The 19,721-nt window shown below is 68.8% G+C and carries 21 protein-coding genes; 10 read left to right on the top strand and 11 right to left on the bottom strand.

Going from position 1 to position 19,721, the window contains the following annotated elements; translation table 11 throughout:
- Nucleotides 1–11: 11 nt before the first annotated feature.
- Nucleotides 12–1,802: an alkaline phosphatase family protein gene (locus ABMA10_RS01400; protein WP_347869998.1), complete on the bottom strand. Its 1,791-nt coding sequence runs from the start codon at nt 1,800–1,802 to the stop codon at nt 12–14.
- Nucleotides 1,803–1,900: 98 nt separating this feature from the next.
- On the opposite strand from ABMA10_RS01400, the gene ABMA10_RS01405 reads away from it, so the two are divergent.
- Nucleotides 1,901–2,539, top strand: a complete 639-nt coding sequence (locus tag ABMA10_RS01405; RefSeq protein ID WP_347869999.1) for a hypothetical protein — start codon at nt 1,901–1,903, stop codon at nt 2,537–2,539.
- Here ABMA10_RS01405 and ABMA10_RS01410 read toward each other — a convergent pair.
- From ABMA10_RS01410 to ABMA10_RS01425, 4 genes are all read right to left on the bottom strand, one after another.
- The gene (locus ABMA10_RS01410) at nt 2,469–2,837 is read right to left on the bottom strand and encodes a hypothetical protein (RefSeq protein WP_347870000.1); all 369 of its coding nucleotides are present in this window, start codon (nt 2,835–2,837) and stop codon (nt 2,469–2,471) included. The genes ABMA10_RS01405 and ABMA10_RS01410 overlap by 71 nt on opposite strands.
- A gap of 32 nt (nt 2,838–2,869) precedes the next feature.
- Nucleotides 2,870–4,297 carry an alanine--tRNA ligase-related protein gene (locus tag ABMA10_RS01415; RefSeq protein ID WP_347870001.1) on the bottom strand — a complete coding sequence of 476 codons (1,428 nt, stop codon included), beginning with the start codon at nt 4,295–4,297 and terminating at the stop codon, nt 2,870–2,872.
- Nucleotides 4,298–4,341: 44 nt separating this feature from the next.
- The gene (locus ABMA10_RS01420; RefSeq protein WP_347870002.1) at nt 4,342–5,646 is read right to left on the bottom strand and encodes an alpha/beta hydrolase-fold protein; all 1,305 of its coding nucleotides are present in this window, start codon (nt 5,644–5,646) and stop codon (nt 4,342–4,344) included.
- Nucleotides 5,647–5,867: 221 nt separating this feature from the next.
- Nucleotides 5,868–5,993 (bottom strand): hypothetical protein, encoded by a 126-nt coding sequence (locus ABMA10_RS01425; RefSeq protein WP_347870003.1) that lies wholly within the window; start codon nt 5,991–5,993, stop codon nt 5,868–5,870.
- Nucleotides 5,994–6,074: 81 nt separating this feature from the next.
- On the opposite strand from ABMA10_RS01425, the gene hemQ reads away from it, so the two are divergent.
- From hemQ to ABMA10_RS01470, 9 genes are all read left to right on the top strand, one after another.
- A complete protein-coding gene (gene hemQ / locus ABMA10_RS01430; protein WP_347870004.1) occupies nt 6,075–6,797 on the top strand; it encodes a hydrogen peroxide-dependent heme synthase in 723 nt (240 codons plus the stop codon).
- The gene (locus ABMA10_RS01435; RefSeq protein WP_347870005.1) at nt 6,797–8,065 is read left to right on the top strand and encodes a ferrochelatase; all 1,269 of its coding nucleotides are present in this window, start codon (nt 6,797–6,799) and stop codon (nt 8,063–8,065) included. Before hemQ ends, ABMA10_RS01435 begins: the two co-directional genes overlap by 1 nt.
- Nucleotides 8,062–9,009 (top strand): hydroxymethylbilane synthase, encoded by a 948-nt coding sequence (gene hemC, locus ABMA10_RS01440; RefSeq protein ID WP_347870006.1) that lies wholly within the window; start codon nt 8,062–8,064, stop codon nt 9,007–9,009. The genes ABMA10_RS01435 and hemC overlap by 4 nt, the downstream gene beginning before the upstream one ends.
- A complete protein-coding gene (locus ABMA10_RS01445) occupies nt 9,006–9,803 on the top strand; it encodes a uroporphyrinogen-III synthase (protein ID WP_347870007.1) in 798 nt (265 codons plus the stop codon). Before hemC ends, ABMA10_RS01445 begins: the two co-directional genes overlap by 4 nt.
- Nucleotides 9,804–9,894: 91 nt before the next feature.
- Entirely contained in the window at nt 9,895–10,902 is a 1,008-nt protein-coding gene (gene hemB, locus ABMA10_RS01450) for a porphobilinogen synthase (protein ID WP_347870008.1), read from the top strand.
- Nucleotides 10,899–12,314 (top strand): glutamate-1-semialdehyde 2,1-aminomutase, encoded by a 1,416-nt coding sequence (hemL, locus tag ABMA10_RS01455; protein ID WP_347870009.1) that lies wholly within the window; start codon nt 10,899–10,901, stop codon nt 12,312–12,314. The genes hemB and hemL overlap by 4 nt, the downstream gene beginning before the upstream one ends.
- Nucleotides 12,315–12,445: 131 nt before the next feature.
- Nucleotides 12,446–12,793 (top strand): hypothetical protein, encoded by a 348-nt coding sequence (locus ABMA10_RS01460; protein WP_347870010.1) that lies wholly within the window; start codon nt 12,446–12,448, stop codon nt 12,791–12,793.
- Nucleotides 12,794–12,944: 151 nt separating this feature from the next.
- The gene (locus ABMA10_RS01465; RefSeq protein WP_347870011.1) at nt 12,945–13,346 is read left to right on the top strand and encodes a DUF4190 domain-containing protein; all 402 of its coding nucleotides are present in this window, start codon (nt 12,945–12,947) and stop codon (nt 13,344–13,346) included.
- A gap of 110 nt (nt 13,347–13,456) precedes the next feature.
- Nucleotides 13,457–13,744, top strand: coding sequence for a hypothetical protein (locus ABMA10_RS01470; protein WP_347870012.1), 288 nt, complete (start codon nt 13,457–13,459; stop codon nt 13,742–13,744).
- 186 nt (nt 13,745–13,930) lie between these two features.
- On the opposite strand, the gene ABMA10_RS01475 is transcribed toward ABMA10_RS01470, so the two are convergent.
- The 6 genes from ABMA10_RS01475 to ABMA10_RS01500 all read right to left on the bottom strand — a co-directional run bounded on the left by ABMA10_RS01475 (nt 13,931) and on the right by ABMA10_RS01500 (nt 19,497).
- Nucleotides 13,931–14,947 carry an MDR family oxidoreductase gene (locus ABMA10_RS01475; RefSeq protein WP_347870013.1) on the bottom strand — a complete coding sequence of 339 codons (1,017 nt, stop codon included), beginning with the start codon at nt 14,945–14,947 and terminating at the stop codon, nt 13,931–13,933.
- Between the two features lie 198 nt (nt 14,948–15,145).
- Nucleotides 15,146–15,973, bottom strand: coding sequence for an ABC transporter permease (locus ABMA10_RS01480; protein ID WP_347870014.1), 828 nt, complete (start codon nt 15,971–15,973; stop codon nt 15,146–15,148).
- Complete coding sequence (locus ABMA10_RS01485; RefSeq protein WP_347870015.1) at nt 15,970–16,875, bottom strand: ABC transporter ATP-binding protein; 906 nt, start codon at nt 16,873–16,875, stop codon at nt 15,970–15,972. Before ABMA10_RS01485 ends, ABMA10_RS01480 begins: the two co-directional genes overlap by 4 nt.
- Nucleotides 16,876–16,979: 104 nt before the next feature.
- The gene (locus tag ABMA10_RS01490) at nt 16,980–17,933 is read right to left on the bottom strand and encodes an L-lactate dehydrogenase (protein ID WP_347870016.1); all 954 of its coding nucleotides are present in this window, start codon (nt 17,931–17,933) and stop codon (nt 16,980–16,982) included.
- 134 nt (nt 17,934–18,067) lie between these two features.
- Complete coding sequence (locus tag ABMA10_RS01495) at nt 18,068–18,541, bottom strand: SRPBCC family protein (protein WP_347870017.1); 474 nt, start codon at nt 18,539–18,541, stop codon at nt 18,068–18,070.
- On the bottom strand, nt 18,538–19,497 hold the full coding sequence (locus tag ABMA10_RS01500; RefSeq protein WP_347870018.1) for a rhodanese-related sulfurtransferase: 960 nt from the start codon (nt 19,495–19,497) through the stop codon (nt 18,538–18,540). The genes ABMA10_RS01495 and ABMA10_RS01500 overlap by 4 nt, the downstream gene beginning before the upstream one ends.
- Nucleotides 19,498–19,721: the final 224 nt, after the last annotated feature.

The following is a 19,721-nucleotide window of genomic DNA, read 5'->3' on the forward strand; positions in this document are numbered from 1 at the left end:
GTCGGTCGTGACTACGTGTCGAAACTCCCGAAGAGGCCGTTGCCGTAGGTGTAGATCGCGTCGTAGGCCTCGCCGTAGGTCGTCGGAGCCTTACTGCCCGGGTTGAATCGCGCGAGCAGGAGACCGGTGAGACCCTCGCCGGGAGCCGAGAGCCGCCGCGAGTGGTGCTGCTTCGCGGCCTTCTGCGCGCCCCCGGCCTCGGGGTTCTTCGGGAGGTAGAGCGGTTGCGGCGTCGGCCAGGTGTACGGCTGGCGGGGCTCGGTGAGGTTCACTGCGTTGAAGATCGGGTTCGCTTCGTCGTCACGCCGGGTGAGCGGCTTGAGCCCGTGCAGCCGGCCCAGCGTGTTGATGATCGATCCGTGGTGCATCTCGTCGTGGATGACGGTGTTCCTCGCCGTGTACGCGCTCACGACGATCGTCGGGACCCGGAGGCCGAGGCGGTCGAAGAGGAACCCCATCTCCCCTGGTCCCGAATCGTCGGGCGGGACGGCCGCCGGCGGCGCGACGTGGTCGAAGGTGCCGCCGTGCTCGTCGAAGGTGAACACGAGCGCCGTGTTCATCGCATTCGAGCCCTTCGGTGCGTTCGACGTGCGGATCGCCTCGTACACGCGGTGGACGAACGCATCGCCCGCTCGGACGTCGGACAGGGCGCTGTTGTAGATGTGCACCTTCTCGCCGTCGCTCAGGCGCAGGGTCGCCTCATCGACGGTCGATCCCCACGGCGGATGCATGTCGTTGTGGTTGAACACCATGCGCGGTTCCACGAAGGAGTACGCCGGGAGATCGCCGTTCGCAGCATCGGCCTCGAACTGCTCGATGTCGCGGAAGTTGCTCTTCCAGTACGGCTGCAGCGACGGCGCGTGGAGCATACCCGTCAGTGAGACGAGCTGGGAGCCGTCGTAGTAGACGCGCCAGGACACGCCGGCCGCCTCCAGACGGTTGAAGACGGTCGCCGCCGCCGGGCCGTTGATCCACTTGTAGTAACTGTCGCCGCCGTGGTTCGTGACGAAGCCGTGCGAGGTGGAGGCATGGAAGAACAGGCGGTTGCAGAAGGTCTGCGACGGGACGGCCGCGTGCCAGTGGTCGTAGACGCCGAACTCCCGGGCGAGTGTCGACAGCACGGGCATCATCTCCGGGCTGAAGCCGCCCATCGCCACCCGGTAGTCGTCGGCCTTCGGTTCCGTGCCCCGCGCGTGCCGGAAGTTGATGATGAAGTCGTTGACGAAACCCTGGTTGTTCGGCTTCGTGCCCGCCGCCGGTGCGTTGTACGGCGGGAGCTGGCCGTTCCTCCGGATGTCGGCGTTGCCGGGCGGGTCGACCGTGTCGAACAACTGCGTGTTCACGTGGACGAAGTGCTCACCCGGGTCGGGTTGCGGTTGCTGCATGATGACGTCGGTGGTGCCCTCGTACACGTGCGCGGGGATCGGCGTACCGTCCGGCGCGGGGTTCGAATAGTCCCCCTGCGCGAGACCGTCGAAGTCGGCCGAGGTCGGCTTCTCGTCCTTGGTGTACAGCCAGCCGAGCATGTTGTCGAAGCTGCGGTTCTCGAACATCACGACGACGACGTGGTCGAAGCCCGGCGCGCTGCGCTTCGGGAGCGGGGCGAACTCCGGCGGGTGGATGGTCAGGGCGGCGGTCGCCGCGGCACCGGCCGAACCGCCGATCGCGAGGCCGGCAGCGCCGAGGCCGGCGCGGCGGAGGAAATCGCGTCGTGAGGCACCCGTCGACATCTCGACGGCTTCGGGATCGTCGGCACGCTCGAGACCGGCACCGGCCGCTGTGCCGTCGTGTCGTTCGCCCATGCAGACCCCCGGATGTGCAAGAAATTGCTTCAGTGTATCCCCGGTCCGAAGGCCTGCGCGGGGCTGACTTCGTGCGCCGGGTGCGTTAGGTTCTGCTCATGGCAGACCGGATCCGGTTCGACCGGGGCGCCCGCTACGGCGCCGCCCTCGTCGGTGTGCTCTTCGCCGCGTACCTCAACATCGCGACGGACTTCTCCGCCTTCATCCAGGCGTCCAACTACGCCGGATCGCTTGGAACCGACGTGCCGCTCGTGAACGTCGTGCAGTTCCTCACGATCATGGGGCTCTATGTCGCCGCCTTCGTGATCATGCCGGTCGACGGCGCTCGCCGGGTCGCGGCCGTGACCCTGGCCTGCACGGTGCTCTTCACCTGGGCGACGCTCGGCATCGAGCGCGGGACAGGCAGTATCGTGCACCCGATCGCCTTCTGGCAGTTCGTCCTGAACCAGGGCTTCATCACGCTCGTCGTGGCACTCGGCGGCTGGTTCATCGTCAGAGGGCGCCGGTTCGGATGGATCGCGTTCCTCGTGGTGCTGCTGCCGCCGATCGCGGGGAGCGCGCTCGACATCGGGGCGGTCACCTCAGGCACGTACACGCTCCTGATCGAGGGCACGGTGATCGCCTCCGGTGTGGGTGCCGCGTGGCTCGGGGGCCTCATCGACCGTGTCACCGACCGTCTGCTGGCTCAGGCCTCCGGAAGTGCCTCCTCGCCGGCCCCGCCCACAGCAGCACGATGACGACAGCGCAGAGCGCAGTCGGTACCCAACCGAGCGGCAGCCCGAGCAGCGCCGCGATCACGGTGTGCGCGATCATGATCCCGGAGACGACGGTGACGACGATCCGCGCCGCGCGATGCCGGCCGGGCAGCCCGGACGCCGCGAGCACGAGCGTCAGACCGAGGCCGATCTCGAACACGCCGAGCCCCAGGATGTCGTCCCGCAGCAGTTCATCGGTGGGCAGTGCCGCCACCCAGAGCACGAAGAGCCCGCCGAGGATGCTCAGCATGCCGCCGATCCACGCGGTGATCGTCACCACGCGGACGCTCCTGGGTGCCTGACGCATCGGACTCAGACGTGCAGCGTCGTCGTCGCCTGCGACCTCGCCCGCTGCGCCGCCATGTGCTCGTCGAACTCCGCCCGCCATGCCTCGCTCAGCTCGATGCCCTGACGGTTCGCCTCCTCGACGGACAACTCGATCGGGAAGCCGAAGGTGTCGTACAGCAGGAACAGTTCCGCACCGGTGACGCCGGAGTCCCGGAAGCCTTCGAGTTCGGCGATGCCCTTGCGGAGCGTCCGCCGGAACGACTTCTCCTCCTTCGCGAGGACGGCCTCCACGTACTCGGCGTGATCGGCGACCTCGGGGAAGTGCGCTTCGTAGATGCCCGCGATCGTCGGCACCACGTCCGGCAGGAAGTTCTCCTGCAGCCCGAGGTCGAACGCGAAGCGGACCGCGCGACGGATGAGGCGTCGCATCACGTACCCCTGCGCCTTGTTGCTCGGCTGCACGCCGTCGACGGCCAGGAACACCGCTCCGCGGAGGTGATCGGCGATGACGCGCATGGCTCGCGTCTCTTCCTCGTAGGAGTGGCCGGAGAGTTCCTCCAGCCGCTCGATGATCGGCCACAGCAGCCCCGTGCGGAACACGTCGGAGGTACCCATCGCGGCCGCAGCGATGCGCGACAGACCGCCGCCGTAGTCGACGTTGCGTCGGGGCAGCGGGCTGAAGCCGGAATCCGTGCGCTGATACTCCATGAACACCGAGTTGCCGAGCTCGATGAAGCGGCCGCAGTCGCAGTTCTGGTGGCAGTGTGCTCCGTACGCCGGATCGTGCTCCACGTCGGGGAAGAGGTAGAAGATCTCGGTGTCCGGGCCGCCCGGCTCGCCGACCGGCATGTCTGCCGCGCTGCCGCCGCGACACCACCAGTTCTTCTTGCTGTAGAACACGATGCGCGCGCCGTCGGTGCCGACCTCGGCCGCACGCTCCTCCGTGCCGGCGTCGAAATGGTCGGCTTCGGCTCCGGCGGCGGTGAAGAGTCGGCTCCAGATCGTCGCGGACTCCTCGTCCTTCGGGATCCCGTGCTCCTCGTCGCCGCTGAAGCAGGACACGTAGATGCGGTGCGGATCGAGTCCCACGCGCTCCGTCAGGAACGTCCATACCTGGGGGATCTGCTCCTCCTTGAAGTAGTCGCCGAGGCTCCAGTTGCCGAGCATCTCGAAGAACGTCGTGTGACGGTTGTCGCCGACCTCCTCGATGTCCTGCGCCCGCAGACACGTCTGGCTGTCGGTCAGTCGGGTGCCAGCCGGGTGCTCCTCGCCGAGGAGGTACGGGAGCAGCGGCTGCATGCCGCTGCCCGTGAAGAGGGTGGTCGGGTCGTCGCGGGGGATGAGCGGCGAACGCACGATCCGGACGTGCCCGTTCTCCACCATGAGGTCGAGGAACGCCTGGCGGATCTGATCGGTGGTCAGGGCATGCGTGTGCACTGGTTCGGTGGTCATGGGCTCTGCAATCTGCTCGATGGGCGGCGTGGATCGGTGTTCGGTCATGGTGCTTGGAGTCCGAGCCTCGGATAGAGGGCGCGCAGGGTCTGATCGAGTCCGCCGGTCAGCGAGCTCACGCCGTGGTCGCCACCCTGCACCTCGAAGGTGCGCGTCACCATCCCGGCGGCCTCGGTCGCCTTGGCGTTGCGCTGCATGGCGTCGAGGTAGACCGGATCCGCGGTACCCGCGGAGAAGAATGCACAGGTGTCGGCGTAGCGTTGCGACGCCATGATCGTCGTCGGCTTGACGGCGTCGTAGGCGGCCTGGTCGCCGTCGAACATCGAGGCGAGGTTCGCGGCGGCGACGTCGGACCCCTGGTACTCCTCGCCCGAGACACTGATGATGTTGCCGAAGGTCTGCGGGTACTTCGCGCCGTAGTAGAGTGCACAACCTCCGCCCGAGGAGTACCCGGCGACCGTCCAGAAGTCACGCCCCTGGAGCACGTGCAGGTTCTTCGTCACCCACGGCACGACGTCCTGCGTGATGTAGGTCTCCACCTTGCCGAGCTTGCCGTCGATGCAGAGCGGGTCCTTCGTGGGGTCGGCGAGCTGGTCCACGACGAGGACGATGGGCGCGAGTCCGTCGTGCTCGGCGGCGATGGCGTCGAGGGCTCCGCCGATCCACTTCGCCTCGGGGTCACCGGGCTGGCCCATCATCATCAGGACGAAGGGCAGCGGCGGCGGGTCCTGCACGAGCGCTGCAGGCGGATAGTAGATCTGCGCGGGGCGGGCAGGGAAGCCGGAGGCGGTGTTCGGGACCTGCTGGTCTGCGGGGAGCGGCCCGCTCCGGCCCGTCTTCGGCATGTCGGCCGGTGGTTTCCAGGTCTCGTACAGAGGCCGGCTCGGATCCGGCGTCGGAGTGCTGGGCGGGTGCACGAGGTCGACGGGCTTGCCGGTACCGACGTGGAACATCGCACCGAGCGTCGTCTGCAGTCCGAACGCCCCGTTGACACCGATCGCGCCCGTCGCAGCGAAGACCAGGATGCACACGATGGCGAGCACGCGGCGCTTCCACGTGACCCGCCAGCAGATCGTCAGGATCGCGAGGGCGATCGCGGCGAACGTCCCGAGGAGCCACGGCATCGCGGCGACCAGCAACGGGCCGCCGAAGAGGTCGAGGACGTCGAACAGCAACCACACGGTCGCCACCGCGATCAGTGCGCCGAGGAGGATCGCGATGACCGCGCTCAGATACCAGAGCGGGCCCCGGCGACGGATGAACAGGTACAGGACACCGGCGGCACTCAGGGCGTACAGCACCCACACCAATGGACCGTCGATGACGTCCAGATCCCACAACCAGTCCATGCACCCAGCCCCGTACTGCAGTCGCCCCTGAGGAGTCCTCGGACTGTACCGGCGGCGGGTGTCCTCGCACCAGTGCCTTGTCGTTATGCATCCGCGACCGGCGTATCGTCGTCGAGCTTGCCGAGGACGACCCGCTGCGCCCGACGTCCTGAGCCCTCCGCCCACCCGTCGCCGAGCGGCACCCGGTCACCGAGCTTGTCGAGGTGCGCCCGTCGGCAGGCTCAGGGACCGGGACGCGTGCCAGCCCGGCGCGTCACGGGCATCTTGAGCGCCTGGGAGAGGATCACCGGGTCCATGTCGGCCGCCCGCGCGACGTGGTATTCGACGGGTGGCTGTGCGGTGCTCATGCTTCGACTGTAGCGACGGGTCGGTGTCAATCGTGACCTGCCCCTTTTGCCCAATCGGGAGAACTGGGTGAGGATAGGACTATGACTCACCCGGCCTCTGCCGAGGCATCGCACCACCCGACCGACTCAGCCACCCCGACTGGCCCCTCAGGATTCACCCTCTGGGCTGTCCTGCGCCGCGAGCCGGCGACTGCGCTGCCGCTCGGCGAAGAGCATGTCTCCGAACTCGAAGCATCCATCGCCATCATCGAGGCGCAAGGTGTGACCCTGCGCGGCATCTACGACGTCTCGGGCCTCCGCGCCGACGCCGATCTGATGCTGTGGCTGCACGGCGACACCGCCGAGGGGCTGCAGGCAGCGCTCCGCGAGCTCCGCCGCACCGCGATCCTGGGTTCGCTCGCGCCGACGTGGAACGCCATGGGCGTCCACCGCGACGCCGAGTTCAACCGTCAGCACGTCCCCGGCTTCCTCCGTGGCATCGAGCCGAAGGGTTGGCTCTGCCTGTACCCGTTCGTGCGCAGCTACGAGTGGTACCTGCTGCCGGAAGAGGAGCGTCGCAAGATGCTCGCCGAGCATGGCCGGCAGGGCGCGGCATTCACCGGCGTGCTGGCGAACACCGTCGCTTCGTTCGCCCTCGGCGACTACGAGTGGCTCCTGCCCCTCGAAGCCGATGACGTCGTCGACCTCGTCGACCTCATGCGCGATCTCCGGAACACCGAGGCGCGCCGTCACGTGCGCGAAGAGGTCCCGTTCTTCACTGGCCGTCGCATCACGCCCGTCGAGGCGCTCGAGGTGGTCCGCTGATGGCCGCGATGAACCTCGGCAGCAGCGGCTCGGACAGTGCTGAACGCATCGTCCCCGGCGCGACCGACGCAGCAGCCTCAGGACCGGAGCACGTCACCGAGCCGACCGCGTACGACGCGATCCTCCTCGCAGGTTTCGGCGGTCCAGAGGGCCAGGACGACGTCATCCCCTTCCTCCGCAACGTCACGCGTGGTCGCGGCATCCCCGAGGAACGCCTCGAGGAGGTGGCCCACCACTACCGTCACTTCGGCGGTGTGAGCCCCATCAACGACCAGAACCGTGCACTCAAGGCGGCCTTGGAGCTCGAACTCGCGTCGCGCGGCATCGACCTCCCGGTGCTCTGGGGCAACCGCAACTGGGATCCCTACCTGCGGGATGCACTCACCGAGGCGCACGAGCGCGGCTTCACGAAGCTCATCGCGGTCGCCACGAGCGCATACTCCTCGTACTCGAGCTGTCGTCAGTACCGCGAGGACTTCGCGATCGCCGTCGACGAGACGAACCTCGAGGGCGAGATCCAGATCGACAAGGTGCGTCAGTTCTTCGATCACCCAGGATTCGTGAACCCCTTCATCGACGGCGTCCGCGACGCGATCTCGGAGTACCTGCGCGAGCAGCCCGAGCTCGACCCGACGACGCAGATCGAGGTGCTGTTCGCGACGCACTCGATCCCCACCGGCGACGCCGCAAGGTCGGGGCCGGACTTCCGCAACTTCGGCGACCACGGCGCGTACGAGGCCCAGCACCTCGCGGTGGCCGAGGTCGTCATGGCGAACGCCATCGACCAGCTGCGCGAGGCGGGTGTCCTCGGCGGCGCCGCCGACGACGGCACGGTCGATGACGTGAAGATCAGCGTGCCGTGGCAGCTCGTCTACCAGTCCCGTTCCGGACCGCCGAGCATGCCGTGGCTGGAGCCCGACATCAACGACGCCATCGCAGAGCTGCCCGCAGCGGGCCGCAAGGCGGTCATCATCGTGCCGCTCGGCTTCGTGAGCGACCACATGGAGGTCATGTGGGACCTCGACAACGAGGCCATCGAGACGGCGGGTGAGCACGGTCTGTCCGCGGTCCGCGTCCCGACGCCCGGAACCTCGGCTGCCTACGTCAGGGGCCTCATCGACCTCGTCCTGGAGCGACGCGACGGTATCCCGGTGGAGGATCGTCCCGCGATGACCGAACTCGGTCCCTGGTACGACGTCTGCCGACCCGGGTGCTGCGAGAACGCCCGGCTGGGATTCAAACCGGCGTTCTCCGGGATCGCCCCATGACCCTGCGCATCGGAACCCGCGGCAGTGCCCTCGCGCTGGCGCAGACCGGCCACATGGCCGACGCCCTCACGGCCGCGACGGGCGAGGACATCGAGATCGTGACCGTCACCACCCAGGGCGACACGAGTCGTGAGTCGTTGTCGACGATCGGCGGCACCGGTGTGTTCGTCAACGCGCTCCGCGACGCCCTCCTCGACGGCGCCTGCGACCTGGTCGTGCACTCGCTGAAAGACCTCCCGACCGCTCGGACCGACGGCTTCACGATCGCCGCGATCCCCATGCGCGAAGACCCGCGAGACGCCCTGTGCGCCTCCGACGGCCGTTCGCTCGACGAGCTTCCGGCCGGTGCCCGCATCGGCACCGGTTCGCCACGCCGCATCGCGCAGCTGAAGCGCGTCCGCCCCGACCTCGAGGTCGTCGACATCCGTGGCAACATCGACACCCGTCTTCGCCGCATCGACGACGACCTCGACGCCGTCGTCCTCGCCGCGGCGGGCCTCACCCGCCTCGGCCGACTCGACGCCGTGACCGGCCTGTTCGATCTCGACACCTGGCCCACGGCTCCCGGTCAGGGTGCACTCGCCGTCGAATGCCTGGACGACGACGACTCCTCCGTCGCCGGTTCGATCGCGCTGCTCGACCACGCGCAGAGCCGCTGGCAGGCCACCGCGGAGCGGGCGGTGCTGCGCCGCCTCGAGGCAGGCTGCTCGGCGCCCGTCGGTGCCGCTGCCTGGCTCGACGACGAGGTGCTCGTGCTGCAGGCTGCCGTGTACTCGCTCGACGGCACCAAGACCATCCACCTGGAGAGCCACGCAGAGGGCTTCTCCGGCGACGGACACGGGCGCGAGCTGCTGCAGGCGGCCGACGCCCTCGGTGTCGCGCTCGCCGACGAGCTCATCGAGGCCGGCGCCGCCGACTTCGCACCGCTGGGAGGCGCTGCGTGAACGACTGGACCACCCCCATCACCGTGCCGACCGCGACGAAACCCCTCGGCGGTTGGCGTGTGCTCGTGCCACGTGGCGGCCCGTGGGGCGACTCCGTGGCCGGCACCGTCCGCGGCAAGGGTGGAGCGCCCGTCGTCGCCCCGATGATCAACTTCGCGAGCACCGACGATCCAGACACCCTCGCAGCAGCGCTCGCCGCGCTCGAAGCCGGTGAGTTCGACTGGTTGACGGTCACGAGCGCCACCACCGTCGACGTCCTGTCCTCGCAGCGCATCCGCATCCCCGACACCACCAGGGTCGCCGCCGTCGGCGAGACGACCGCTGCAGCCCTCACCGCCGTCGGCTATGGCGTCGACCTCGTGCCGGCGAAGGACAACTCGGCCAAAGGCATGGTGCAGGAGCTCACCGCCCTCGAACCGCACCCGAAGCGCATCCTCACGCTGCGCTCGGCGATCGCGAAGCCGCTGCTCACCGAGGGCCTGATCGCCGCCGGGCACGACGTCCAGTCGGTCGTCGCGTACCGCACGGTCGGCGTGCCGGTGACGGAGAAGATCGTCGGCGACGTCGCCAGTGGCAAGGTCCGCGCGATCCTCATCACCTCGGGCAGCGTCGCGGAGCAGGTGCGCACACAGTTCCGGGAGATCCCGGAGACGACGGTCATCGCCGCGATCGGTCCACGGACCGCGCGCGACGCCCGCGGGTACGGTCTCCGCGTCGACATCGTCGCCGAGCAGCAGACGGTCGACTCGCTCATCGAGGCGATCGTCGCCGTCGCGCTCGCGCAGGGCGAGTAGTCCCGAACCATCGGGTTGCACAGGATCCCCTGACGACCCACCTGTTCCGGGCAGGTCAGCACGGGGCGCGGTGCCCGCGTAGGGTTGAGGGGTGAGCATTCCCGAGACCCGCCCCCGTCGTCTCCGGCAGCAGCCGGCCATCCGTCGTCTCGTCAGCGAGACGCGACTCGAGCCGGCGGAGCTCGTGCTCCCGATGTTCGTCCGCGAGGGTATCTCCGAGCCCGTCGAGATCACCTCGATGCCGGGGGTCATGCAGCACACACTGGACAGCGCTCGCCGGGCGGCGGCCGACGCGGCTGCAGCTGGTATCGGCGGTGTCATGCTGTTCGGCGTGCCCGAGGAGCGCGACGCCGTGGGCTCCGGCGCGACCGACCCCGATGGCATCCTGAACGTCGCGACCCGCGAGCTGGTCGCGGAGGTCGGTGACGCCCTCGTCGTCCAGACCGACCTGTGCCTCGACGAGTTCACCGACCACGGCCACTGCGGCGTCCTGGACGCCCGCGGTCGCGTCGACAACGACCGCACGCTCGAGCGCTACCGCGACATGGCTGTCGCGCAGGCGGAGGCGGGGTCGGCGCTCCTCGGCCTCTCCGGCATGATGGACGGCCAGGTCGCCGCGGTCCGCGAGACGCTCGACCTCGCCGGCTTCGAGGACACCATCGTCCTCGCCTACTCGGCGAAGTTCGCCTCGGCGCTGTACGGCCCCTTCCGCGAGGCTGTGGATTCGCAGCTGCAGGGCGACCGCCGCACCTATCAGCTCGACCCGGCCAACCGGCGCGAAGGCCTGCGCGAAGCACTCATCGACGAGGCGGAGGGGGCCGACATCGTCATGGTGAAGCCCGCCGGCAGCTTCCTCGACGTCTTGGCCGACGTTGCCGCCACCGTGTCGATCCCGGTCTGGGCGTACCAGGTGTCGGGGGAGTACGCGATGATCGAAGCGGCTGCGCAACAGGGATGGATCGACCGTCGTCGGGCCATCGAGGAGTCGGTGCTGTCGATCAAACGGGCAGGCGCCGAGGCCGTACTGAGCTACTGGGCCGTGGAGCTCGCTGCCTGGCTGGATGAGTCACGCGGTCTGCGTGCAGGAGGAAGACGATGAACGACGCACAGTTCGCGAGAGCACAGCGCTCCATCCCGGGTGGCGTGAACTCGCCCGTCCGAGCCTTCCGATCCGTCGGCGGCACACCCCGCTTCATGGTGTCGGCGAAGGGCGCGTACATCACCGACTCCGAGGGCTTCGAGTACGTCGACCTCGTGAGCGCGTGGGGGCCCGCGCTCCTCGGCCACGCCCACCCGCAGGTCGTCGAGGCCGTGCAGGCGGCCGCCGCCCGCGGTCTGTCGTTCGGTGCGTCCACGCCGGCCGAGACGGAATTGGCGGAGCTCGTCAAGGAACGCGTGCAGGCGTCCGGTGTCGCCCCCATCGAGAAGCTGCGCATGGTGTCCACAGGGACCGAAGCCACGATGACGGCCATCCGTCTGGCTCGCGGTGCCACCGGTCGCAGCCTGATCGTGAAGTTCGCCGGGCATTACCACGGGCACTCCGACGGTCTCCTCGCCGAGGCCGGTTCCGGCGTCGCGACGCTCGCGCTGCCGGGTTCGGCCGGTGTCACGCCCGAGACCGCCGCCCAGACGATCGTCGTCCCGTACAACGACCGGCAAGCGCTCCGAGAGGTCTTCGCCGAGCGCGGCGCGGACATCGCCGCGATCATCATGGAGGCGGCCTCCGCCAACATGGGTGTCGTCCCGCCGGCACCCGGCTTCAACGCGGCCGTCATCCGGCTCGCGCACGAGCACGGCGCGCTCGTCATCATGGACGAGGTCCTCACCGGGTTCCGTGTGTCCTCCGCCGGTTGGTGGGGGCTCGAGAACCGCGGCCTCGCGGCGGTCGCGCCCGGGACGGTGCCCGAGCCGGGCGCAGAGGACTGGGAGGCCGGCAACCACGCCGTCGCGAACCCGACGGGCGCGATCAGCATCCCGATCGGCGTGTATCAGCCCGACCTCTTCACCTTCGGCAAGGTCATCGGTGGCGGCATGCCACTCGCAGCGCTCGGCGGTCGGGCCGAACTCATGGACCTCCTGGCGCCGCTCGGCCCGGTATACCAGGCAGGAACGCTGTCGGGGAACCCCGTCGCGCTCGCCGCCGGCATCGAGACCCTCCGCCTCGCCGACCAGGACGTCTATCGGAAGGTCGACGCCGCAGCCGCCATCGTCTCGGAGGCGACGTCCGGTGCGCTCACGGAGGCGGGTGTCGCGCACACCGTGCAGCGCGCAGGCAACCTGTTCTCCTTCGCGTTCACCGAGACCGCACCGACCGACTACGCGAGCGTGCTCCGTCAGGACGCCTTCCGGTACCCGGCGTTCTTCCACCGCATGCTCGACGCCGGGGTGTCCTTGCCGCCGAGCGTGTACGAGGCGTGGTTCGTCTCGGCAGCACACGACGACGAGGCGATCTCCCGCATCGTCGACGCGTTGCCGGGTGCAGCGCGTGCCGCTGCTGCGGCTGTCCGCTAGGAGTTCGCCAGACGTTCCAGCAATCGTCAGCGCGCGAGCACGGCTCGCATCAGCCTGTGAACAATCGATGCGTTACCGCTTTGTGAACTTCCGGCAACGCGAACGTCGGTGCACCTTGGCAGACTAGAGACATGGCCTCCTTGCGTCTGCACCCCGACCGACTGGAGATCGAGCTGTCCGCCTCCGAGAAGGCGCTGTCTCTCCGGAAGAGCAACGTCGTCGTCCCGCGGTCGAGCATCCGTTCTGCCACCATCACCGACGACCCGTGGATCTGGGTCCGGGGCATCCGCGCCCCTGGCACGGCGATCCCGTTGACGCTGGCGATCGGCCAGTGGAAGTTCCACGGCGGCAAGGACTTCCTCGTCGTGAAGGGCACGAAGCCGTCCGTCGTGATCGACCTCGAAGACACGGACTACTCGCGGCTCATCATCACGACCCGCCGCGGCCCGGAACTCATCGAAGCGCTCAAGCTGTCCTGAGCTGCGGTGGTTGTCGGGGGCGAGCGCGAAGTCGTAGCTGGTCAAGGCGATTTGCATTTGTTTGACTCGAATAGGGTACAAAACGGCATGTGACGGGTATTCTGGGGCCGCTCGACTGGAGCGCTTCCGTCTGCTCGAAAGGACCACCGTCATGACGACTCCTCCTCCCGGTGACTACCCCGGCCAGCCGCCGCAGGCACCACAGCCGCCGCAGCAGCCGTACAGCGCGGCTCCGGCGTACTCGGGTGGTGCTGCTGCGTCCGGCGACGCGACCGTCGGCAAGACCCTCGGGATCGTCGGCCTGATCCTCGCATTCGTCGCGACGCCGATCGGTCTCATCCTGAGCATCGTCGCGCTCGTGCAGTCGAAGGGCGCGGGCGTGAAGAACACCCCCGCGAAGGTCGGTCTCATCCTGTCGATCATCTTCATCGTGCTCGCGATCATCATCACGATCGTTGCGATCTCGATCGGTGCGGCCGCCTTCAACGAGGCTTGCGCATCGCTCGGCAGCGGTGTGCACACCGACGGCGCGACCACCATCACCTGCCCGTAGTCTCCTGGCCCGGCTGGGATTGGGGAGTTCTCCCCATCCCATTTCAGTCGGATAACCCACTACTGTTGGCTCGCGTCCCTGACGCAACCACCATCCCGAGAGGAACCATCATGACCAACGCTCCCCAGTACCAGTCCGGCCAGCAGCCTGCCGCCCTTCCCGCCGACTACCCGGGCAAGACGCTCGGCCTCGTCGGCCTCATCCTCGCGATCGTCGTGCCGCTCGTCGGCCTGATCCTGAGCATCGTCGCCCAGAACCAGTCGAAGGCTGCCGGTTACCCGAACCAGCTCGCGAAGATCGGTGTCATCATCGGCGCGATCCTCCTCGTGCTGGGCATCATCGGCTCGATCCTGTACTTCGTCACCGTCGGCTCGATGATGTCGACCGCCGGTTACTAGGACTCAGGAGTCCGCTCGACAGCGGCCGGTCGCCTTCGGGCACCGGCCGCTGTCGCGTTCCCGCCTGTCCGAGACCTCTCTTTCCCTTCCCTAACTCAGGAGTCTTGCGGCGTGTCGGGCCGGCTGCTCGTGGGGCAGCGGCGACGCGCCGGGGCGTTCCTGAGAAAGGTCGGCGGGTGATCGGGATCAGGCGCGGACGTCGACGACGATCCGACCGTGGACGGAGCCCGCGATGACGCGCTCGGCTGCCGATGCAGCGTCGGCGAGCGACACGATCTCGGTCAGCGAGTCGAGTACGTCGAGGTCCAGCGCGGTCGTGACGCGCTCCCATGCCGACTGACGCAGCAGCAGCGGCGCGTCGACGGAGTTGACGCCGGCGAGGGTGATGCCGCGCAGGATGAACGGCATGACCGTCGCCGGGAGGTCAGGGCCACCGGCGAGGCCGCACGCAGCGACCGTTCCGCCGTATTCGACCTGCGACAGTACCGTCGCGAGCGTCTGTCCGCCGACGGAGTCGACTGCTCCCGCCCAGCGCTGCGAGGCGAGCGGGCGCCCGGCCTCGGACAACTCGGCGCGGTCGACGATGGACGTCGCGCCGAGGCGACGGAGGGCGTCACCGAGCTCATCGACTCTGCCGGTGGACGCTGCGACATCGAAGCCGGCCGCGGCGAGCAGCGCGATGGCGACACTCCCGACCCCGCCGCCTGCACCGGTCACGAGCACCGGCAGACCCCCTGGTTTCACACCGCCGGTCGCGAGACCGCCGTGCTCGAGCGCCAGGACGCAGAGCGCCGCCGTGTAACCGGCGGTGCCGATCGCTGCCGCCTGTGCACTCGACACGTGGTCGGGCACGCGCACGAGGGCGTCGGGCCGGACCTTCGCGCGTTCGGACAGTCCGCCGAAGCGGGTCTCGCTCAGTCCGTCGCCGAAGAGTGCGACCCGGTCGCCGGGACTCCAGGACGGATCGCTCGATGCGGCGACGACACCGACGAGGTCGATGCCGGCGACCATCGGGAACTCCCGGACCACGCCGGCCCTACTGGTGAGCACGAGGGCGTCCTTGTAGTTGATGCTGGAGAACTCGACGTCGACTGTGACGGCTGCGTCCGGCAGGGCGGTGTCTGCGAGTTCCCGCAGCTCCACGGACCTGGTGGGCTTCGCGCCCTCGTGCTCGATCTGCTCGACGACGTACGCGCGGCCCATGGTGCTCCCGTCTCCGACGTGACCGCCGGCTGTTGGCTCTCCGACGAGCCTACGCCCGGGCGTTCCCCTCTCGGAGGTGTACCCGTCCCGGCCTGCGCAGTCGTCCGGTCGCCGAGCGTGTCGAAGCGCGGGGGTGAGGCCGGGCCCCTCGGCAGACCCGGGGAGCGGGGCAGCCGGGAGGCTCCGCCGCACGGAGCGTCAGGTGACGTCGCGGCGCCAGGTGGTCGCGTAGCCGATGAGCGAGATCACGGCCGCGATCCCGACCAGGACGAGGCCGCCCTGCCACCAGGTGAGTGGATCCTGCTGCGCGGACATCATCGTGTAGAAGCTCGGCCCGACCAGCGCATCCGTCGCGGCACCCGGGAGGAAGCGGCCGATGGAAGCCGTCACCTCGGAGAACGACGCGGCCAATCGCAGCAGTGGCTCGACGAACTGCGTGAACGCCAGTACGACGATGATGGCACCCACCTGGCTCGGCAACACGGCCCCCAGCCCCACACCGATCGCGCCCCACAACGCCATCGCGAGCACGGCCCGGCCGATGAGCGCCCACGTGTCGGAGTCGGTGAGCAGCGGGTCGACACCGCTGATCGCGAGCGCCCCGCCGCCGAGGCCCACGGACGCGACGAGTGCGATGACACCGTAGAGCGCTCCGACGCCGGTCAGGGCGAGGATCTTCCCGACGAGCACGTGGCCGCGATTGGGATTGGCGAGGAACGTCGGCGTGAGGCTCTGGTGTCGGAACTCACCCGTCGTCGCGAGGGCGCCGAGCAGCACCGGGAACACGTAACCGATACTCGTTGCAAAGCCGTAGATGAGACCGGGTTGGGTGAGCATCTCGCTGGTGGCCTGAGCACCACCGGCCCCGCTCGAGCCCGCTGCGCCCGGGATGTTCGCGAACAGGAGTGCCGCACCTGCTGCGACGAGCCCGACGTAGGCGAAGAGGATGATCGCGAGCCCCCACCACACGCGGGTGGTGAACACCTTGAGGAATTCGGAGCGGATGGCCGCCATGAGTGAGTTCATGCGTGGTCCTCCCCGCCGCTGACGAGCGCAAGGAACGAGTCTTCGAGCCCCGATCGATGTCTGGACAGTGCGCTGAGCGGGATCCCGGCAGCCAGAGCCGTGCGTCCGATGTCGATCGCCTCGACGTCGTGGACGATCAGGCCGGAGCGCGCCTCGTCGTAGAGGTAGCCGGCGGCGTCGAGGGCCGCGGCGAGGCGTTCATGCTCGGGCGAGTTCACGACGACCCGCAGGGTGTCTGCGGCGTCGAGGCTCGCGAGGGTGCCGACGTGCGCGAGGCGGCCCTTCGCGATGATGACGACCTCGTCGACCGACTGCTGCACCTCACTGAGCAGGTGCGAGCTGATGAGGACGGTGCGTCCCTCGTTCGCGAGGGCGGTGAGGAATCCGCGAATCCACTTGATGCCTTCTGGATCGAGCCCGTTGATCGGTTCGTCGAGGACGAGGACACCGGGGTCGCCGAGGAGTGCCGTGGCGAGCCCGAGGCGCTGACGCATACCCAGCGAGTAGCCGCCGACGCGCCGATCGGCGGCCTCGAGGAGTCCGACCTGGGCGAGCACGATGTCGACGCGGCTGGCCGGGAGCCGGGCGGCCGATGCGTGCACACGCAGGTGGTTGCGGGCCGTGCGACCGGGGATGAAGCTCGCTGCTTCGAGGGCGGCCCCGACGGTCGCCGCTGGGACCGGCAGTCTCTCGTACGGCACGCCGCCGAAGGTCGCGGTGCCCGAGGTCGGCTTGACGAGGCCCAGCAGCATCCGCAGCGTCGTGGTCTTGCCGGCGCCGTTCGGGCCGAGGAAACCGGTGACCTTGCCCGGTTCCACGTGGAACGTCAGCTGGTCGACGGCTTGCACCGCACCAAAGGTCTTCGAGAGTCCGTCGAACTCGATCGTCACGCCTGCAGTCATCCGGTGCCTCCCCACGGGCGTGGCCGGATCCGCGCCTCGTATCCCCACGCTAGTGGGCGGTGCCCGTCCTGCGCCTCACCCGCGCGGGGGAGATCCGGGGAAGCCTACAGGCCGAGCGAGGCCAGGGAGTCGCGCACTGCGGTGGCGGAGTCGGCGAACTGCTGCTCTTCGCGAGGCGACATCGCGACGTCGAGCACGCTCCGGATGCCTGTGCGGTCGACGATGCTCGGGACCGACAGTGCGACACCGCTCACGCCGTGGTACCCGTCGAGGACCGTACTGACGGGGAGGATCGCGTGCTCGTCACCGAGGATGGCCTCGACGATGCGGGCGCCCGAGAGGCCGATCGCGTAGTTGGTCGCGCCCTTGCCCTCGATGACGCGATACGCGGCGGTGCGCACGTCCTGCGCGATCTCGTCCAGCTGCAGCTCGGTGAAGTGCGAACCGTCGGGCAGTTCCCAATCGAGGATCGGTACCGGGCCGATGGTCGCCTGGGACCACAGCGGGAGTTCACTGTCGCCGTGCTCGCCGACGATGAGCGCGTGCACCGCCGAGGTCGCGACACCGGCACGTTCGGCCAGCAACCACCGCAGACGCGAGGTGTCGAGGACGGTGCCCGAGGAGAACACGCGCTCACTCGGCAGGCCGGTGATGCGCTGCGCGGCGACGGTGAGGACGTCGCAGGGGTTCGTGACGAGCATGTAGACGGCGTCGGGTGCCTGCTCGACGAGCTTCGGGAGGAGTTTCTCGAGGATGGCGATGTTCGTGCCCGCGAGCTCGAGTCGGGTCTGCCCGGGTTCCTGCTTCGCGCCAGCAGTGATGACGACGACGTCCGCGTCGGCGACCACGGAGATGTCGTCTCCGCCCGTGATGCTGCTGGAACCGGTGAACTGCGTGCCGTGCGCAAGGTCGAGCACCTCGGCCGATGCCCGCTTGCCGTCGATGTCGTAGAGCGCCACCCGGCGGGCGCTACCGCGGATGAGGGAGGCGTAGGCGAGGGACGAACCGACGCTTCCCGCCCCGATGATGGCCAGTTTCGACTTCGTGCGAGCACCCATGCGTCCATCTTGGCAGGGGCGGCTGCGCGTCAGCGGATGGATCGAAGGACCGCGAGGGGTTGTCTCGACATCGAGCTACTTCGGTGCCCCGCGACAAGCTCGGGGAAAGGTGAGGGGACGGCGTTCCGTCCCGCTCACTGAGCGTGTCGAAGTGTGCTCGCCAACCACGCGTTCCGCGACTCGATCAGCCGCCGCAGGTGCCTGGTGAGCGCGACGCGTTCGACGATGAGACCGAGCGGGCCGAGGGGTGCCGCGAACGCGATGTGGTCGAGCATCAGCGTCCCGTCCCGGCCTCCGGGACCCTCGAGCGGCTCGAACACGTGCACGTGCCGGAAGTCCGCGAACGGCCCCCGCACCTGCTCATCGGTGAAGGTCCGCGGTGCGTCGAGCGCGGTGATGCGGCTCGTCATCGTCCACACGACGCCGAAGTGGCGTGCCCGCCACGTGACCGTCTCGCCGAGCCCGATCAGGCCGCTCGTCACGCCGTCGACCGCTCGCTCGTCGGTGTTCGCCATCGAACCGAGGTGGGCGTCGATGGAGCGCGACAGTTCGAACGCGCGCTCCGGTGCTGCGTCCAGCTCGGTGCGGCAGGTGAAGGCCGCCGTCATGCGGTCGTGGCCGCCAGGTCGTGGGCGGCGCAGCGCGGACCGCCGTCAGGACCGTCTACGTGCGCCTCGCAGACGACGAGCTGCGTCTTGCACGACGGGTCGGCACAGTTCTGCAGCTGCTTCGTCGACGCATCACAGACGACGCAGTGACCGATGACGGCGGCGTGATCGCTGAACTCGAGCGAACCGCGCTTGTCGAACACGTACAACGAACCCTCCCAGAGGCCGTCGTCGCCGAACTGCTCGCCGTAGCGGACGATGCCGCCGTCGAGCTGGTACACCTCACCGAAGCCGCGCGAACGCATCAGACCCGACAGGACCTCGCAGCGGATCCCACCCGTGCAGTACGTGACGACGGGCTTGTCCTTGAGATGGTCGTACTTGCCGCTGTCGAGTTCGGCCACGAAGTCGCGGGTTGTCGCGACGTCGGGGACGACGGCGCCGGCGAAACGACCGATCTCCGCCTCGAACGCGTTGCGGCCGTCGAAGAAGACGACGTCGTCGCCGCGCTCCGCGACGAGGTCGTGCAGCTCGGTCGGTTGCAGGTGCACTCCGCCGCCGGTGACACCGTGTTCGTCCACGGTGAGTTCGCCTGGCGCACCGAACGAGACGATCTCGTTGCGCACCTTCACGCTGAGCTTCGGGAAGTCCGAGCTGCGGCGCCACGGTGCCGGACGGTGCCTCGCGGTGCGGACGGTGTCGTCCTCGTCGAAACCGGAGCCGTCGCTCCACTTCACGTCCAGGTCGCGGAACGCGGGGTGCTCCTTCGTCTTGCGGACATAGAGCTTGCAGGCGTCCAGTTCGCCGCCGACCGTGCCGTTGATGCCGTCCTTCGAGATGAGGATGCGACCGCGGAGCCCGAGCGACTCGCAGAGGTCGCGTTGCCAGAGCCGGATCGCCTCGGGGTCCGCCAGGGGCGCGAACGCGTAGTACAGGAGGATCTTCGGGTCGGCCACCGTCCAATGGTACGTGGGCTGCAGCGGTGGCACCTCGACAGGCTCGGTGAGCGGGAGGTTGCTCGGTGAGTGCGAGAGCTCGCCCCCTGAGCTTGTCGAGGGGCCGGCGCGCGGGGTGGTTCGCCCCCTGATCTTGTCGAGGGGTCGGTGTGGGTGTGGGTTCGCCCCCTGAGCTTGTCGAAGGGCCGGTGCGCAGATCGCGGGGCGAAGTTGTCCGGTGTCCA

It is taken from the genome of Plantibacter sp. RU18 (assembly GCF_050613355.1).
Taxonomy (GTDB): domain Bacteria; phylum Actinomycetota; class Actinomycetes; order Actinomycetales; family Microbacteriaceae; genus Plantibacter.